16 protein-coding genes and 1 riboswitch are annotated in these 18,087 nt (G+C 44.3%); of the genes, 10 read left to right on the top strand and 6 right to left on the bottom strand.

Going from position 1 to position 18,087, the window contains the following annotated elements; genetic code table 11:
* Positions 1-172 precede the first annotated feature (172 nt).
* Genes PR799_RS03880 through pgtA form a run of 3 tightly spaced genes read left to right on the top strand, consistent with a single transcriptional unit; the run spans position 173 to position 4,645 of the window.
* Positions 173-1,402 (top strand): ABC transporter substrate-binding protein, encoded by a 1,230-nt coding sequence (locus PR799_RS03880; protein ID WP_272521326.1) that lies wholly within the window; start codon positions 173-175, stop codon positions 1,400-1,402.
* Positions 1,399-3,405 (top strand): two-component system sensor histidine kinase PgtB, encoded by a 2,007-nt coding sequence (gene pgtB, locus PR799_RS03875; RefSeq protein WP_154628655.1) that lies wholly within the window; start codon positions 1,399-1,401, stop codon positions 3,403-3,405. Before PR799_RS03880 ends, pgtB begins: the two co-directional genes overlap by 4 nt.
* The gene (pgtA, locus tag PR799_RS03870; protein WP_272521295.1) at positions 3,398-4,645 is read left to right on the top strand and encodes a two-component system response regulator PgtA; all 1,248 of its coding nucleotides are present in this window, start codon (positions 3,398-3,400) and stop codon (positions 4,643-4,645) included. The genes pgtB and pgtA overlap by 8 nt, the downstream gene beginning before the upstream one ends.
* Positions 4,646-4,708: 63 nt before the next feature.
* Here pgtA and PR799_RS03865 read toward each other — a convergent pair whose 3' ends face one another.
* Positions 4,709-5,617, bottom strand: a complete 909-nt coding sequence (locus PR799_RS03865; RefSeq protein WP_154604381.1) for a gluconeogenesis factor YvcK family protein — start codon at positions 5,615-5,617, stop codon at positions 4,709-4,711.
* Positions 5,618-6,348: 731 nt separating this feature from the next.
* A riboswitch (molybdenum cofactor riboswitch) is annotated at positions 6,349-6,484 on the top strand.
* Here PR799_RS03865 and moaA point away from each other — a divergent pair.
* The 5 genes from moaA (at position 6,474) to PR799_RS03840 (ending at position 9,518) form a co-directional block, all read left to right on the top strand.
* Positions 6,474-7,454, top strand: coding sequence for a GTP 3',8-cyclase MoaA (gene moaA, locus PR799_RS03860; protein WP_154604380.1), 981 nt, complete (start codon positions 6,474-6,476; stop codon positions 7,452-7,454). (Overlaps the previous riboswitch by 11 nt.)
* A 26-nt stretch (positions 7,455-7,480) precedes the next feature.
* The gene (gene moaC / locus PR799_RS03855) at positions 7,481-7,960 is read left to right on the top strand and encodes a cyclic pyranopterin monophosphate synthase MoaC (protein ID WP_154604379.1); all 480 of its coding nucleotides are present in this window, start codon (positions 7,481-7,483) and stop codon (positions 7,958-7,960) included.
* The gene (gene moaD / locus PR799_RS03850) at positions 7,957-8,202 is read left to right on the top strand and encodes a molybdopterin synthase sulfur carrier subunit (RefSeq protein WP_154628650.1); all 246 of its coding nucleotides are present in this window, start codon (positions 7,957-7,959) and stop codon (positions 8,200-8,202) included. Before moaC ends, moaD begins: the two co-directional genes overlap by 4 nt.
* Before the next feature lie 2 nt (positions 8,203-8,204).
* Positions 8,205-8,657, top strand: a complete 453-nt coding sequence (gene moaE / locus PR799_RS03845; RefSeq protein ID WP_036949766.1) for a molybdopterin synthase catalytic subunit MoaE — start codon at positions 8,205-8,207, stop codon at positions 8,655-8,657.
* A gap of 153 nt (positions 8,658-8,810) precedes the next feature.
* Positions 8,811-9,518 carry a Bax inhibitor-1/YccA family protein gene (locus PR799_RS03840; RefSeq protein WP_036949765.1) on the top strand — a complete coding sequence of 236 codons (708 nt, stop codon included), beginning with the start codon at positions 8,811-8,813 and terminating at the stop codon, positions 9,516-9,518.
* Positions 9,519-9,600: 82 nt separating this feature from the next.
* Here the strand turns inward: PR799_RS03840 and PR799_RS03835 are convergent, their stop codons facing one another.
* From PR799_RS03835 to cecR, 5 genes are all read right to left on the bottom strand, one after another.
* Positions 9,601-10,707, bottom strand: coding sequence for an ABC transporter permease (locus tag PR799_RS03835; RefSeq protein ID WP_154628649.1), 1,107 nt, complete (start codon positions 10,705-10,707; stop codon positions 9,601-9,603).
* Positions 10,708-10,715: 8 nt separating this feature from the next.
* On the bottom strand, positions 10,716-11,855 hold the full coding sequence (locus PR799_RS03830) for an ABC transporter permease (RefSeq protein WP_272521294.1): 1,140 nt from the start codon (positions 11,853-11,855) through the stop codon (positions 10,716-10,718).
* Positions 11,852-13,609: an ATP-binding cassette domain-containing protein gene (locus PR799_RS03825; protein ID WP_272521293.1), complete on the bottom strand. Its 1,758-nt coding sequence runs from the start codon at positions 13,607-13,609 to the stop codon at positions 11,852-11,854. Before PR799_RS03825 ends, PR799_RS03830 begins: the two co-directional genes overlap by 4 nt.
* Positions 13,610-13,617: 8 nt before the next feature.
* Positions 13,618-14,610, bottom strand: a complete 993-nt coding sequence (gene hlyD, locus PR799_RS03820) for a secretion protein HlyD (protein ID WP_272521292.1) — start codon at positions 14,608-14,610, stop codon at positions 13,618-13,620.
* Between the two features lie 65 nt (positions 14,611-14,675).
* Entirely contained in the window at positions 14,676-15,374 is a 699-nt protein-coding gene (cecR, locus tag PR799_RS03815) for a transcriptional regulator CecR (RefSeq protein ID WP_154628645.1), read from the bottom strand.
* Between the two features lie 289 nt (positions 15,375-15,663).
* Between cecR and rhlE the strand changes: the two genes are divergently transcribed.
* Together rhlE and dusC are read left to right on the top strand one after the other, a co-directional pair.
* Complete coding sequence (gene rhlE, locus PR799_RS03810; RefSeq protein ID WP_154628644.1) at positions 15,664-17,085, top strand: ATP-dependent RNA helicase RhlE; 1,422 nt, start codon at positions 15,664-15,666, stop codon at positions 17,083-17,085.
* Entirely contained in the window at positions 17,085-18,044 is a 960-nt protein-coding gene (gene dusC, locus PR799_RS03805; RefSeq protein ID WP_154628643.1) for a tRNA dihydrouridine(16) synthase DusC, read from the top strand. The genes rhlE and dusC overlap by 1 nt, the downstream gene beginning before the upstream one ends.
* Positions 18,045-18,087 lie beyond the last annotated feature (43 nt).

Genomic DNA, 18,087 nt, shown 5'->3' with positions numbered 1-18,087 from the left:
GAATAAAGCGGGTAAGTTTTGTCGTGTGCCCATAAATCCGAAAAGGGTAAAATTTGTCTCAAATGCACTTTTTGACAAACTCACACTATTGTTACTTTCTTTGATATGAATCACATCTACCCAGGGGATGACTACGCTCATGAGACTAATAACACCAATTCGTCCACTGATAATGCGGCTCTGTTTTTTTATTTTTTTGCTAAACAGCGTGGGAATTAGCCATGCGAAAAATGATGAATTGGTGATAGCGACAACATTCTCACCCGAAGCGACACAAGCGATAGTCACGAATTGGAATGCGCGAGTGGATGCGATACCTATCCGCACGATTAACCGAACCAGTGCCTCATTAGAGCGTTTGTTAGATACTGATGCCTTGGAAAATGTCGATTTAATCCTGACCTCCTCGCCGATGCTGATGCACCATTTGCAGCAGCATAATCGGTTGAGTGTATTGCCGGATATTCCTGAATATTCCCAGCGCTTAATTCCTGAATCCTTAAAAGGTTCCGTTGCTGCGGTGGCATTTTCCGGATATGGCATTTTGACTAACCGAAAGTGGATGGAGCAAAACAAATTACCCATTCCCAAGACATGGGATGACCTGACAAATAGCCAATATCAAGGCTCGTTATTGATAAGCAGCCCATCTCGTTCTGATACCTATCATTTAATGATTGAGTCGTTATTACAGCAGCGGGGGTGGGAAGATGGATGGCGCATTTTGCTGGGAATGTCAGGGAATTTAGCCACTGTTTCATCACGCAGTTTTGGCGTAGCCGATAAAATCAAAGTGGGGCTAGGCGGGGCTGCACCGATTATTGATAACTACGCGAATGTGCTATTAGCGGATCCTGAACTCGAGTTTCACTATCTGCCTGATTCAGCTACATCGCCGACGTTTATTGCGATCACTCGCCATAGTTTAGCGCCAGAAAAAGCGCGAAAACTGATTGATTTTTTACTCAGTGAACAAGGGCAAAAAGTGTTTGCAGACAGCAGCACAGGAAAATATCCAGTTACGCCTCTTGAGGATGATAACCCTCGAAAAGCGCAGCAAAACCAACTATTAGGTTCTCCTAAACCGTTAGATGTCCATTTGGTATTAAAGCGCCAGCGATTAGTTCAACAACTATTTGATGCGGCAATCACGTTTCGTTTAACGGAATCGAAAGATGCTTGGCGTGCTGTATATATGGCTGAAGCTAAGCTAAAGCACCCTTTACCAGACGTTCGAGCGTTACTGACGGCGATGCCAGTCAGTGCAAAAGAAAGCGAAGATCCTGCTTATTATTCGCGTTTTGAAGATAATCGCAAAGCGGAAGAGGAATATATGCGCTGGCAGCATTTCTTTCAGGAACAGCAACGTCAAGCCATCAGTGTATTGGAAGCAATTAAATGAAAACATCGATAGTGAAATTGATGGGGCGCTTCAGCATTACGGCTATTTTACGTGGAGCCTTTATCGCGGGCGCCTTGATGACACTGATCGTCAGTTGCGTCAGCTTATATGCATGGCAAGAGCAAAATAAGCAGATCCGCTACGCGCTTGGGGACTATTTTCCTAAAATGCAGGCTTCATTTTTGATTGAAGGGCAGCTAAATACCTTAGTCAATGAATTGAACGAATTTTTAAAAGCGCCAAATACAGCGACGAGATTACAACTACGCAATCAGATCACTGCACATTTGGCGCAAATCGCTGCGTTTAACCAACAATTAAATGGGCAGGATCAACAGCAGATTTCCTTGATTTTGTCGCAAAGCCAGGATCTTTTGCAGCGATTGGATAAGGCACTGTATGCCCTGTTTTTAGCACGGGAAAAAATTAATACATTATCTTCTCGGATCAACTGGTTACATGACGATTTTAGTACGGAACTCAACTCATTATCGCAAGATATCAGCCTACAACAAGGCTCTTTACTGGATAAAATTGAGCAAGATCCTCTTCAAGCGAAAGGGTTACAAAGTCGGTTACGTAACGTGCAAGGAGAGTTGCAGCTTATTTATACATTGGCGCGTTTGGAAGAGCAGATCACCAATATTTTGACGGGGCGCTTGAAGGATATTCAAGGGGATAATGCTTTTGATGACCCCATCGATGTTAACGGTTATGCCCGCTATTTAGGATACTTAAAAACGAACTTAGCCACCAATGAAGAGGCGTTGAATTTATACCCAAGTTCAGTGACGCTGCGTCAAACCATTGATGAGTTATTAGATATTGGTCTTTCGGATAACCAAATGCTCGAAGTCCTACAAAATTATCAAACGGCGAAAAGAGCTTTAAATGAAGCAACGACCGAAAAAGAGCGAATTTTAGCTGATTTTCGCTCTCAGCTTGATTTACAACTTGGGAGTAGCCACTTTCAGTTACAAACGCTGAACCAACGTTTAGCGAACATTATGTCGTGGAGTGGCACAATTATTATTATTACCGCAGGGTTGGCGTTACTGTTGGTATTGCTGTTCAATATGCTGTTTATTCGCCCTCGCTTGGTCAAGCGCTTTACCGCATTAAATCAAGCAGTGGCTCGGATCAGTATTGGGGATTTGACGACCCATATTCCTGTCGAAGGTCGTGATGAGTTAGGGCGAATTGGTACACTGTTACAGCGCAGTATTGCTCAAATTAATCAACAGAAAACTCAGTTAGAACAAGAAATTGCAGAGCGTAAGGCAATAGAAGAAAACTTAAGAACCACGCAAAATGAGCTGATCCAAACGGCAAAACTTGCCGTCGTGGGGCAGACGATGACCACCTTAGCTCACGAAATTAACCAACCGTTAAATGCTCTCTCAATGCACCTGTTTATGGCGAAAAAAGGGTTGCCAAAGCAAGATAATGACACCTCATTGATCGCGATAAATAAGTCAGAACAACTCGTGGCTCGAATGGATGGTATTGTGCGTTCACTACGTCAATTCGCTCGTAAGCGTGATGATAATGAGCAATTACAACCTGTGAATTTACGCCAATCAATTCAAAGCGCTTGGGATGTCCTGAAGCTTCAACATAAAACCCGCAAAGTGATATTAAGTTATCCGAATATATTGCCTAAGGTGCAGGGGGATGAAATAGGTATTCAGCAGGTGCTGGTTAACTTGCTCTCTAATGCGCTTGATGCTAGCCCTACAGAGGCAGAAATCACCGTTGATTACAGCGAAACCGCCGATAAGTTGCTATTAACCCTGTGCGATAACGGGGCGGGTTGGCCACTGCACTTGGCGGACACATTAATGAAACCCTTTACGACAAGCAAAGAGATTGGTTTGGGCGTTGGGTTATCCATTAGTCAATCGATTATGCAACAAATTGGTGGTGAGTTGAGGATCGCTTCTACATTGCGTGGAAATGGGTGTGTAATTTTAGAATTTAAAAAGGTACTTGAAGATGCTTGATGACAACCATGACATATTGCTGATTGATGATGATAAAGATGTATTGGAAGCGTATTGTCTATTACTCGAACAAGCGGGGTACCGAGTTCATGCGTGTGATAACCCATTGACAGCAAAAGAGTTAGTCCACCGCGATTGGTGTGGCATTGTTCTTAGCGATGTGTGTATGCCGGAATGTTCGGGCATCGAGCTGATGACACTCTTTCTCGCCAAAGACAAACATCTCCCTGTGGTATTGATCACTGGGCATGGGGATGTGCCAATGGCGGTGGAAGCGGTCAAAATGGGGGCATGGGATTTTCTACAAAAACCCATTAATCCGGAATATCTCTTAGAGCAAGTCGCTAAAGCGTTGGCAGCACGTAAACAGCGTGTATTGCAGCGTCGATGGGGCAAAAACCAATTGATGCTCAATTTTGTGGGGAGCAGTGAATGGTCACAGCAAGTTCGCGGGCAGCTTCAAGGGTTATCGGAAACTCTTGCCGCAGTGTTCTTACAAGGAGAGTTAGGTAGCGGCCGCACTTATTTAGCCCGCTATCTGCATCAAATCAGTACACTGAAGCAAGCGCCATTAGTGATCAAAACATTATTAAATGAGCAAGAAGTACCTGTCGAAGCATGGGTCTCTGAGGCTCGTTCAGGTACATTGGTGATTAAGAATATTGGGTTACTCCCTGTGAACCAACAGCGTTATTTGGTTCAGCATTTACAACAAGACCCACGGGGATTTCGCTTGATTGGGATTTCGGAGCAGCCGCTGCTCATGTTGACTAAACAGCAGCAAATCATTGCAGAACTCTATTATTATTTCTCATTAACCCAAGTGAATTGCTTGCCACTATCTCAGCGTAAGGCGGATATTCCGGTTTTGTTCCAGTATTATTTAGAGCTGGCTTGTACTCGATTGAATCAGAAACTCCCTGAACTGGATGAGTCTTTTGTCAAAAAATTGAGTCGGCGTCATTGGCCTGGAAATGTAACGGAGCTAGCCAACGCAGCGGAGCTATATGCGGTTGGCATTATGCCGATGGGGGAAACTGCAAATCCGTTATTAACATCGATAGCGCCGACAGCATTAGATCAACAAATTGAAAATTATGAACGGCAGATTATTACGGAAGCGCTGAATATTCATCAAGGGCGAATTAACGATGTGTCGGAATATCTGCAAATGCCGCGGAAAAAACTCTATTTGCGCATGAAAAAGTATGGATTAGATAAGCACCATTATCGGACATAAATTATTGGAGATAAATAGAGAGAAAGTTGCAGGGATTGACCTGCAACTTGAAATTTCAGTGAATTACAGAAGAGGAATGGTCTCTTCGATGGCTTTTAACAGTAAGTTTCTATCATGGCGATAAGGAATATCATCCGCCTCTAATACTCGCTGAGTCACTTTGCGTTCTTGGCGGATTGTTGTGACATCGGTACGCGGTCCAACAATCACCGCATCGATTTTTTTGCGGCCAATATAACGCTCCATCATCACTAATTTTTCAGGAAGTGTAAGGCTGGCAGCGGAGGTGCTGATTTCTTTGCCTAAATTACCGATATACACCATCGGCGCTTGGCTCTCTTTCAGGGCGCAGGCGATATCATCGAGTAATAACAGGGGCATTAAGCTGGTAAAAAAACTACCGGGGCCGATTAAAATCAAATCAGCTCGATGGATAGCATCAAGGGCTTCAGTAGTCGCTTTAACGGGCGGGTATAAACGCAATTCTTGCGGTAACTCCTGTAAAGCATCCACGTTAACTTCACCGTAGACTTCATTACCCATATCATCGATAGCCATCAGGTCTACCGGCGATTCAGACATCGGGATTAATTGCGCATCCACTTTCAGCATATTGCGGATTAAATTGATAGCTTCAAGTGGGCGAACACTTAAATGATCAAGGGATTTCAGCATTAGGTTACCGAGATTATGCCCTGATAATTCTCCTGTACCTGCAAATCGGTATTCAAACATCTTAGAGGCAATGGATGGCTCAGTAATCAACTGATTCAAGCAATTTCGCATATCACCCCAAGCAATCCCTCCTTCAGAACGACGAATTCGTCCTGTAGAGCCACCATTATCCGTGGTGGTGACAATGCCAGTTAAACGGGAGCCTAAAGATGAGAGAGAAGACATCACTCGACCAAGTCCATGTCCACCCCCAAGGGCGACGACGTGATTAAGATTTGTCAGACTACGGTTTGGCATAGTGTTCCTATTTAAACAATCAATCTATTTAAACTGTCAATCTAGCTAAATTATCAATCTAGAATCAGTGCTAAAACAAAATTGGCGCTAATCTATCATAAAACACGATTCGAAGTTTACTTGCAGTGATAAAAAACAATAAAAGAGAATATTCTCGATCGGTATCACAAATTTCTTGATTATGTGGCTAAGTGTAATTGACTAGAAAGGTATGAAAATAAAGGTGATAGAGAGCGATTATCGATGCCTCTTGTATTCAGATTAAATAGCGCTGTTTATAGCAAAGTAGCAGGAATTAATATTTTTTGAACTCGCTGAATTTAAGTACCTATTTTACCCTCGATGATGCCATTTTAATTCGTTTCGAGAATGATTCGATGGTGGTGTAGTCGTTTCAATAATTCGAGACATCATATTTCTGGGTTCTTAGGGTTATCTATCAAAAAACGCAGGATAAAACTGATCTACAACAAACAATGTGCACAGAGTTAACCTCATTTTGACGAGATTTTGACAGATAGGCGTTTGTCATCACATGGAAATAGCAAAAAATTATCCATAATAATAAGGACTTCTGAATCTAGCGGCTATTTTCTGTAAGTCGTTGTATATTAAGTTATATATCGTTTTTGGATTCGCTTTTTCATCTGCAATGGGCTAAAATCCTTACAGAAAATAAGTGAACCCAGTGATGATCGTCTTAATCCTATAGGCTTAATCAACTCACAGGGTTCCAGATATAACTCCTAGCCTTTGTGTCTAAGTTCTTCTGAATATGATGCTCTGGCCGTGACCTTGAGTCACCAGGGTGCAAGATAGAAATGTCTGCATCTCCCGTATTTGGAAAGGTGTGAATATGCAGCAACTTGTCGATCAATTTGACCGAAAATTTTACTATCTTCGTTTATCTATCACTGATGTTTGCAACTTCCGTTGCACATATTGCCTGCCTGATGGTTACAAACCGAGTGGTCGCCATGAATTTCTGACACTTGATGAAATCCGTCGAGTGAGCCGCGCTTTTGCTGAGTTAGGGACTGAAAAAGTCCGTATCACTGGCGGTGAGCCAACGATGCGTAAAGATTTCACCGATATCATCGCCGCTATCAAAGAAAATAATTCCATCAAAAAAATTGCCGTAACAACCAATGGTTATCGTATGGCGCGTGATGTGCAAGCATGGCGAGATGCAGGGTTGAATGCCGTGAACGTGAGTGTAGATAGCCTTGATCCTCGTCAGTTTGCTGCGATCACAGGGCAAGATAAATTTTTCCAAGTGATGAAAGGGATCGATGCGGCATTTGATGCAGGCTTCGAAAAAGTCAAAGTCAACGCGGTCTTGATGAAAAACGTCAATGATATCGCCCTCAAATCTTTCCTCAATTGGATCAAACACCGTCCAATTCAACTGCGTTTTATTGAACTCATGGAAACTGGGGAAGGCAGCAACCTATTCCAACGTTACCATGTGTCTGGTGAAACCGTTCGTGATCGCCTCATCGCAGAAGGCTGGTATATGCAGCCACGTTCTCGTAGCGATGGACCCGCCCAAGTTTTTAGTCACCCTGATTACCAAGGGGAAATTGGTCTGATCATGCCGTATGAGAAGGACTTTTGCCAAAGCTGTAACCGCTTAAGAGTCTCTTCGTTGGGCAATCTGCATTTATGTTTATTTGGTGAAAATGGCATTCCACTGCGTGATTTACTGGGTGATGAAAACCAGAATGAAGCCCTAAAAGCACGTATCCAAAGTGGGCTAATGTCTAAGCGCGAAACCCATTTCCTTCACCAAGGCGACAGCGGGATCACCCCGAATCTTTCTGTTATCGGCGGTTAATAATTTTTTGATTTTCAGGAGTAATTATGTCCCAACTGACCCACCTCAATGCGTCGGGCGAGGCGCACATGGTTGATGTATCAGCCAAAGCAGAAACTGTCCGTGAAGCACGCGCAGAAGCGTTTGTGACGATGAACCCAGAAACCTTAGCCATGATTGTAGATGGCAGTCACCATAAAGGGGATGTTTTTGCGACAGCTCGTATCGCTGGGATCCAAGCGGCAAAAAATACGTGGCAGTTGATCCCTCTGTGCCATCCTTTACTACTGACCAAAGTGGAGGTCATTCTTGAAGCTGAGCAAGCCCATAACCGTGTGCGTATCGAAACTTGTTGCCGATTGACAGGGAAAACGGGCGTCGAAATGGAAGCGTTAACAGCGGCTTCTGTCGCGGCATTAACTATCTACGACATGTGCAAAGCGGTACAAAAAGATATGGTTATTGGTCCTGTGCGTTTATTAGAAAAAACGGGCGGAAAGTCCGGTCATTTTAAGGTGGAAGCATGATCACAGTCCTCTTTTTTGCTCAAGTTCGTGAATTAGTTGGCACTGACCGTTTAGAGTTAGCGGCACAGTACCCAACGGTAGGAGTTCTGCGCCAAGCATTGGCTCAAAAAGGGGATCGTTGGGCGCTGGCCTTGGAAGATGGCAAATTATTAGCTGCTGTTAATCAATCGTTTGTTTCTGCTGACCATCCCCTGAATGCGGGTGATGAAGTGGCTTTCTTCCCACCAGTTACCGGGGGATGATCATGGACAATACCCATATTGCGGTACAAACCGAGAATTTCAGTGTCGGCGAGCAGTATGCGTGGCTCGCTGAATGTGACAGTGATGGTGCCGTAGTGACATTCACAGGTAAAGTTCGTAATCATAATTTAGGGGACAGCGTAGCGGCGTTGACGCTTGAACACTACCCAGGCATGACAGAAAAAGCTTTAGCGGACATTGTGATGCAATCTCGCGAACGCTGGCCGCTGCAACGTGTGAGTGTGATCCACCGTATCGGTACTTTACAACCCGGTGAAGAAATTGTATTCGTGGGCGTGACCAGCGCACATCGTAATGCGGCATTTCAAGCGGCTGAATTTATAATGGATTACCTGAAAACCAAAGCACCATTCTGGAAAAAAGAGTCTCTCCCTGATAATGAACGTTGGGTGGAAGCCAAAGAGAGTGATGAAGCTTCTGCAAACCGTTGGTAGTCTTAAATTGTTACGCGGAAAATGCGAATAAGCCGAATGGTAATGTCAAAATATTGTGATAAACTTTGGAACAAATTTGTCCGATCACAGTAAGGATTACTTTGTTGGTGGTTTTGCTGGGTCGATTTTTCTTAAAATGGAAGGGTAACCATCATGGGTCAATTTGATCAACGTAATGATTCTCTTGTCCAGAATGCCAGTACTGGTGTTCAGGCATTTATGTCGCAAGTCTACGGTTGGATGACCGTTGGGTTATTACTGACAGCTTTTGTTGCTTGGTACTCCTTAAGCAGCGGTCTGTTTTTCACTATCGCAACGAACAAAGTTCTGTTCTTTGGAATGATCATCGCTGAACTCGGTTTAGTGATGGGCCTGTCTTTCTTACTGCCTAAAATGAGCGGCGCGATTGCAACTGGGATGTTTATGCTATACGCATTACTGACTGGTTTAACTATCTCCGTTATTTTAGCGGTTTATACGGGTGAGTCTGTTGTTGGGACGTTCATCATTACCGCAGTTATGTTTGGTGCGTTAAGCTTCTACGGCTACACCACTAAGCGTAGCTTAACAGGAATGGGTAACTTCCTGTTTATGGCACTGATTGGTCTGGTTGTGGCTTCTTTGGTTAACATCTGGCTGCAAAGCTCCATGATGTACTGGGTGATTACTTACGGTGGTGTGTTACTGTTTGCTGCATTAACCGCCTATGACACTCAAAAACTCAAAGAAATGGGTGAGCAAATCAACCAAGATGACAGAGAAAATATGCGTAAATACTCCATTATGGGCGCGTTATCTCTGTACTTAGACTTCATCAACCTGTTCCTGATGTTACTGCGTATTTTCGGTGATCGCCGTTAATTGCTAATCAAGCAGATTGAATATACGAAACCCCGCAATCAGTTAATGGTTGCGGGGTTTTTTTATGATATCAATCTGATTGCTAGGCTATCTTTTTGCGAAATAAGTAATAGGCCAGAGAGCTGGTTATCAGGAAGATAATCAGAAGAGGCCATAGGCTGTGAAACACCACGGAAAAATCAGCATCTTTGAGGTAAATTTGCTTAGTGATATCGGTGAAGTGGCGGATGGGGTTAACCCACGTAATATCCTGTAGCCAAACAGGCATATTCTCGACGGGGGAGATATAACCGGATAGCAACACCGCGGGCATCATAAACACGAACACACCAATAAACGCTTGCTGCTGGGTTGAGCACAATGCGGAGATAAGCAAACCAAATCCCACGAGTGATAAACCATAAAAAATCATCGTGCCATAGAACAGTAATAGTGAACCCGCAAACGGAATTTTGTAGCAAAAAATCCCAATCACTAGCACCAATGTAGCTTGTGCGGTGGCGACCACTAAGGCAGGAATCGCTTTACCAATAAAGATTTGCCATGTGGTGAGTGGCGAAACTAACAGTTGGTCGAGTGTTCCTTGCTCACGTTCCCTTGCAATAGACAACGACGTTACAATAAGTACCCCAATCGTCGTAATCAATGCCACTAATGACGGTACAATAAACCATTTATAGTCCAAGTTTGGGTTGTACCAGTTGCGGACAATCAACTCACTATTATTGGGCAGTACTTGGGTTTGTGTGAGTTCCTGCTGATACTGCATGACAATTTGTTCGATGTAGTTAGCCGCTATTTGGGAGCTATTCGAGTTTCGCCCATCCAGCAGCAACATCATATTCGCCGTATGATGGCTAGCGATATCGGCACTGAAATTTTGATTAAAGCGGACGACTAACAAGGCTTTACGGTTATCTAATGTCTCTCGAATCTCAGGTTCATTTTTCAGTAACAGCACATGGGAAAATGCGCTGGCTTTCGCTAAGCGTTGGGTGAGTTCAATGGAATGCTCCCCATTATCTTGGTCAAAAATGGCAATGGTGGTGTTAGTGACTTCTAAAGTCGCCGCCAGTGGGAAGAGGATCATTTGGAAAATGACGGGCATGATCAAAATAATTCGCGTCTGTTTTTCCTGCAATAGTGATTGCAACTCTTTCATAATTAAGGTGTAAAGACGATAAAACATATTTCACCTCAATCCAAACGACGACGCGTCTTCAGCGCCGTTAAGCCAATAAATAATATCGCTGAGGCAATCAGCAATAAGAAATCGGTGAGTAATACCAGATAGATATCTCCCGCCAAAAATAAGGTCTGCAAGCTGCTTACAAAGTAGCGAGCGGGAATGAAGTAAGTCACCACTTGAATAAATACAGGCATGCTATCAATTTCAAAAATAAAGCCTGAAAGCATAATCGCTGGCAAAAAGGCTGCATTCAGCGCCACCATCGCCGCATTGAACTGATTGCGGGTAATGGTTGAAATCAGTAATCCCATCCCTAACGCTGTTGCTAAATAGAGGCTGGTTATCACAAATAAAATCAATAAAGAGCCTCGATAAGGAATATCGAGCACTAATGTCGTCACCAACATACAGAGCACCATGACGAACGACCCAAGAATTTGATAGGGCAATAATTTGGAAAGCAGTAATTCAGTACGAGTGATTTGGGTGGAAAGCAGAGCTTCCATGGTGCCTCGTTCCCATTCTCGGGCTATCACCAGCGAGGTCAAAATCGCGCCCACAACGGTCATAATGATGCTAATGGCGCCTGGAATAATAAAATGTTGGCTGAGTGCCGCTTCGTTAAACCAATAGCGCATATTAAGTTCGATAAGCGGGTCGGTGGGATAACCTCGGTTTTCACCTTGTTGGATAAGCCATGTATGCCAAACTCCTTTGGTGTAGGCTTGCACAAAATTGGCGGTATTAGGTTCACTTCCATCGGTGATGACTTGGATTGCCGCATGTCCATCAGGGCGAGAAAGTTGCTCAGCAAAATTGACGGGGATCACCACAATGCCGCGAATGTCTCCCGCTTGCATTTTATTAATCAATAAATTGCGGTTATCGCTAATGGTGGCATCAATAAAAGGGGAGCCAGTAAACGTATCAACCAATTCACGAGCTGGTTGGCTTTGTTGATCCATTAGGATACCGACTCGTAATTTACTGGAGTCCAGATTGATCCCATAACCGAAAATAAACAGCAGCATCAGAGGAATAACAATGGCAATTAAGGCGCTGCTGGGGTCGCGAATGATTTGCTTACTTTCTTTCCAGCAGAGGGCTTTAAGCCTGCGCCATGAAAAACCTGAGGCGGTTGTCTTCATTGTGCCTCCTGCTGTTTATCGTAGTTGAAAATCAATTCAATAAAGGCATCTTCCATCGATGGGTTTGGATTTTCTGTGCTGGCGACCTGTTTTTTTAGCTCATCTGGAGTGCCTGCAGCAATAATTTTTCCGTGGTAAACCAACCCAATACGATCGCAATATTCAGCTTCATCCATAAAGTGGGTGGTAACCATAACGGTGACCCCCTTGTCTACCATGCCATTAATGTGTAGCCAAAATTCTCGCCGAGTTAGTGGGTCAACCCCTGAAGTGGGTTCATCCAAAAACAGGATATCCGGTTCATGCATCAGTGAGCAGGCGAGGGCAAGGCGCTGCTTATAACCCAGCGGGAGTGAGTCAGTAATCTGGCTGATAATGGGCGTAAAATTAAACGCGTTAATCATCTCCTGCATTTTGGTAGCTTGCTGTTTATGATGCAAACCGTATACGCCGGAGAAAAATTTTAAGTTTTGCCCAACTTTGAGGTTGCCATAGAGGGAAAATTTTTGCGCCATATACCCAAGGTGCTGGCGGGCTTTGTTTGAACTGGTTTTTAAATCCATACCAAGCACCAGAGCTTGTCCATCCGTGGGTTTCATTAATCCACACATCATTTTAAAGGTCGTGGATTTGCCTGCACCGTTAGGCCCTAATAATCCAAAAATTTCACCCCGTTTTACTTGAAAGTTGACGGTATCCGTCGCAGCAAAATCCCCAAATTTTTTGGTCAGATTGCGGGCTTCAATGACGGTTTCATTGGGGGCGGGGGGAATTTGTGGCACGATAGCGGCGAGTTCAGAACGATGGGATGGCCCACCACCTAAAAGGTCAATAAACGCATCTTCAAAGCGCGGCTGGGCTTCAATCAGCGTTTGATCTCCCATATTTAAGGCATTAAGTAAGTTCTCTTGGGATGCGTGGGGCTTTAAAATTAAGCGAATATAGCGACCTTGGATCACGCCATCAGTGGTTTCAGGTAACACTAAGGCATTTTGCAGAATGGTACGTTTTTGCGTTGCGGGAACATCGAGTAAAAATGAGCGTCCAGCCATCTTTTGGGTGAGCTGCTCGGGTTTTCCGCTGTACAGTAACTTGCCTTCATTGAGTAGCAGCACCTCTTTGCACTGCTCAGCTTCATCCAGATACGAGGTACTCCAGAGGATCAACATGCCATCGTCAGCAAGGGTGTGCACCATTTGCCACAGTTCTCGTCTGGCAATAGGATCCACGCCGACACCTGGCTCATCCAGCAGTAAAACTTTCGGTTTGCCTAATAGGGTGCAGGCGAGCCCCAATTTCTGTTTCATTCCCCCAGAAAGCTTACCAGCAAGGCGAGCGGTAAAGGGGGCTAGGCTAGTAAATGCGAGTAATTGTTTATAGGTTTGTTGGCGCTCTTCACCAATAACGCCGCGCAGATCGGCATATAAATCAAGATTTTCTTGAACCGTTAAATCTTCATATAGACCGAATTTTTGCGGCATATAACCGAGGTTTGCCCGCACTTCGATACTGTCTTTAATTGGGTCTAATCCCATTAAGCGGATTTGCCCTGAATCTGGTTTGAGTAGCCCAGCCAGCATACGCATCAGCGTTGTTTTCCCTGCACCATCGGGACCGACTAACCCCGTCACGGAGCCGCCGTGAATTTCGGTAGTTAGGCTTTCAACCGCAGGGTTATCCAGTCCAATAAAGCGTTTTTCGACGCTGTTTAACGAAATAACGCTATTTAATGAGTGAGTATCTTGCTGAGCCATAATGCGCCCTATTGCTGAGGTGCCGCAAACTGAACGGTGACGGGCATTCCTTGACGCAGCTTATCATTAGGATCTTCGACAATAATTCGTAATCGATAGACTAAGTCGGTGCGTAAATCCGGTGTTTGTACACTTTTAGGGGTAAATTCGGCAGTGGGGGAGACAAAACCAATCGTGCCATGATAAGGGGTATTGGGCTGGCTATCCGTAAAGAGTAAGACTTTACTGCCAGGAACCGCATCACCTAAATGTGCTTCACTCACATAGGCTCGCACCCAAACAGGGTGAGTTAATGTCACACTAAAAACGGTATTACCCGCACCAATGATGGTGCCAGGTTCGATGGCTCGAGTCAGGATTGTACCGTCAGATGGGGCGATAAGCTGTGTGTCTGAGAGGTCAAGCTCCGCTTGAGCAACGGCGGCTTCTGCTTGTAGCCATTCCCCTCGGGCTGCTGCTATCTCTTCTTGGCGAAATCCGCTCTGATATTGGTTGAGTTTATCTTGGGAAGCTTTTAATGCGGCAAGCGTTTGATTTCGATTGTTTTTGGCATTATCTAAATCATTGGCGGAAATCAGTTTTTGGGCAGCTAAGCCTTGCTGACGTTTATAAAAGTTATCTGCATATTGCCAAGCGGCTTGGCGCTGAGCCACTTCTGATTCGACTTGCGCAATTTCTTGTGTTCGGTAGCCCTTCTCTTTGAGAGCTAACTGGGCTTTGGCGCTATCACGCAGCCCTTTGGCTTTATTTAATGCGTTGATGTAAGGTGCATCATCCAATTTTCCGAGTCGTTGTCCCGCAGTGACTTTCGCCCCTTCATCAACATCTAAAGAGGCAAGTTTACCATTGACTCGAAAACTAAGGTTAACGGTGCGCACATCCACATTCCCGTATAAGGCGAATGTTTTATCTTTAAGTGACTGATAATAGTAGCCCCCTGCAATGGCGGCAATCAGCATGATAATCAGTAAAATAACCAGTGCATGGCGTTTTGTGTTCATAGCTAACCTTAGTGATGGATAAAGCATTACTCAGGATTATGATTTAATTTTATCCATATATCATATCACTTTTCTGCTAGTTGGCGATGACGTAACCCCAATAATAAAATGTCGATATGCTCAATAAGAACCTGATTAATAATTTTAAATTCGTTTTCGTTGATGTGTTTCCAACCTGTTTGCCTGAGTAATGTTTCTCGCGCAATACGGAAAGAGAGGGTTTCACCCAAAATGGCATGCGTGTGGATCAAGGTCGCTAGATTATTGGGATCCGCGCCAATATAGATGGAAATTAAGCGATTAAGCCGTGAGTGAATAGGTCCTAACGCTTGTTCGTGGATCAATCCGTATGCTTCAGTTGGGTTCAGTTGTTCGCGAGCTAGAATGCGTGAAAAGCTTAAGTTTTCTTTTTTAAGTTGAAAAAAATTGTACGAAATAATGGTTTCTTTGAATAATTCGAGCGCTTCTTCAGAATTTTGTAACTCTGCAGGCTGATTAATAAAGTTATCTATTTGAGTGATACTCTCAGCGAAACTCTCTTTGATATTGTTAGCAATTTGCTGAGCAACGGCGAGATATAACCCTTCTTTAGATCCAAAATAATAAGAAATGGCTGCGATGTTTTGCCCTGAGGCTTGGGCAATTTGGCGGGTGGTAGCCCCGTCGATGCCTTGTTCTCCATAAACATCGGCAGCGGCGAGAAGAAGTTGGAGTTTGGCGCTCTCTCCGCGTAATGTTGGCGATGGATTTGTGTTCATAAACATTCCTTTCGATTCAGAATTAAATAATTTTTAGCATGCTCTTAGCTGGCATTTATTCATTGTGTAGGATGAAAACGGATGTATCTTTAGTTTTGTGTACGTATATATACTATATAAAGCAGATTTTGTATTAGTTTATTCATCAATCTAAATTAATATATTTATCACGGTCAAATGATGGTAGAATTTTTGCGTGTCGCATGGCAGTTTGCGCTTTTCTTCTATTGAATATCGAATCTTCCCCCCTAGAGCTGCCCAGTAAATTGAAGCGGTGGAGCCCGGAGTAATTAATTTGACTAGTTTTTCTGACCTCGCGTTAAACGAGGAAATCTTGCGTGCCATTAATGAATTAGGCTATGAAAGCCCTACGCCTATTCAACAACAAGCTATTCCTGCTGTTTTAGCGGGCAAAGACCTATTAGCCAGTGCTCAAACAGGTACGGGTAAAACGGCTGGTTTTACTTTACCTATTTTGCAAAAGCTGGTGGACAATCCACGCGGTAATAACCGTCGCCCTATTCGCGCATTGATTTTAACCCCGACCCGTGAACTTGCGGCTCAAGTGGCTGAAAATGTAAAAGAATATAGCCGTCATTTGAGAATTCGTTCATTTGTTGTGTTTGGTGGTGTCAGTATTAACCCGCAGATGATGAAACTGCGCGGCGGTGTGGATGTGTTGATCGCAACACCAGGTCGTTTACTGGACTTGGAACATCAAAACGCGGTGGATTTATCACAGGTTGAAGTTTTCGTTTTGGATGAAGCTGACCGTATGTTAGATATGGGCTTTATTCACGATATTCGTCGTGTAATCACGAAATTACCTAAAAAGCGCCAAAATCTTCTGTTCTCAGCGACGTTCTCCGATGAGATCAAACAGTTGGCGAGTAAGTTATTGAACAATCCGGTTTCCATTGAAGTGGCTCCACGTAACTCAGCTTCTGAGCAAGTGACGCAATATGTTCATTTAGTGGATAAAAAACGTAAAGCCGAATTACTGTCGTTTATGATTGGCCGTGAAAACTGGCAGCAAGTGCTAGTATTTACACGCACTAAGCATGGCGCTAACCGCTTAGCTGAGCATTTAAATAAAGATGGCATAAAAGCAGCGGCAATTCATGGCAATAAGAGCCAAGGTGCGCGTACCCGTGCTTTAGCTGATTTTAAATCTGGGGATATCCGCGTTTTAGTTGCAACAGATATCGCGGCTCGAGGCTTAGATATCGAACAATTGCCTTACGTAGTTAACTTTGAGCTACCGAATGTGGCAGAAGATTACGTTCATCGTATTGGTCGTACTGGCCGCGCAGAAGCCACAGGTATGGCGGTGTCTTTAGTGTGTATCGATGAAGCGAAACTGCTTAAAGATATCGAGAAATTATTGAAGAAATCCATCCCTCAGATGGAGATCGAAGGCTACGAGCCAGACCCATCAATCAAAGCTGAGCCGATCCAAAAGCCTTCTCAGCGTAATGATCGTCGTGGTTCTGATAGCCGCCGTGGGTCTGATAACCGTCGTGGTTCGGATAATCGCCGTAGCTCTGAAGATAGCCGCGGTGAGCGCAGCAATCATTCAGGCAATAATAGCAATAAAGGTCCGAGCCGTCCTCGTCGTCAAAATGCGAACTCCGAGAAAGGTCAATCTGAATCGACTTCAGGTTCACCGTGGAAAAATGCACAAAAACGCGTTAGACAAGGGCGTAGTGATAGCTAATGCGTGTACTACTCGCCCCGATGGAAGGGGTACTCGATTCTCTGGTTCGCCGATTATTGAGTGAGGTGAACGACTACGACTTGTGCATTACTGAGTTTGTGCGAGTTGTCGATACCTTGTTGCCGGCAAAAACGTTTTATCGGTTATGCCCGGAATTGCAACAGGGTAGCCGTACACCATCGGGGACGTTAGTGCGGGTGCAGCTCTTAGGGCAGCATCCTGAGTGGTTGGCTGAAAATGCCAACCGCGCAATTGAATTAGGCTCTTGGGGTGTTGATCTCAACTGCGGTTGTCCATCAAAAACAGTGAATGGCAGCGGTGGCGGCGCAACGCTATTGAAGCAGCCAGAGCTTATTTATCACGCAGCTAAAGCAATGCGAGCAGCGGTACCGAAAGAATTACCCGTTTCTGTAAAAGTTCGTTTGGGCTGGGATAGCAGCCAATTTGCTCATGAAATTGCAGATGCTGTACAGCAAGCAGGTGCGACCGAATTAACGGTTCATGGGCGCACAAAGGAAGATGGCTATAAAGCGGAATGTATTAACTGGCAGGCGATTGGTGAGCTTCGTCAGAAACTGTCGATTCCGGTGATTGCCAATGGCGAAATCTGGGATTATGAAAGCGCTAAACGCTGTATGGAAATCACTGGGTGCGATTCGATTATGATCGGCCGAGGTGCTTTAAATACGCCGAATTTGAGCCGTGTGATCAAGCACAATGTCGCAAAGATGCCTTGGGAACAGGTTGGAAAAATCCTCTTTAAATATACAGAGCTAGAAAAACTGGGCGATACAGGGCATTACCATGCGGCTCGTATTAAACAGTGGCTGAGTTATTTACGTAAAGAGTATCAGCAGGCGGATGAACTATTTTCTCAAGTGAGAGCGTTGAAAACTGCGGAACAAATCGCCGATGTTATTGCGCTGCATGTGGAGCAGCTTTCTGTCGCATCACCTTAACATGATGAAATTTGCCAAAATTTGAGATTAGGTCTTTAATTAC

The organism is Providencia sp. PROV202 (assembly GCF_028479565.1).
In the GTDB taxonomy this organism is placed as follows: Bacteria; Pseudomonadota; Gammaproteobacteria; order Enterobacterales; family Enterobacteriaceae; genus Providencia; species Providencia zhijiangensis.
The sequence above is the reverse complement of the archived record's forward strand: the minus strand, read 5'-3'. Positions and strand labels throughout refer to the sequence as shown.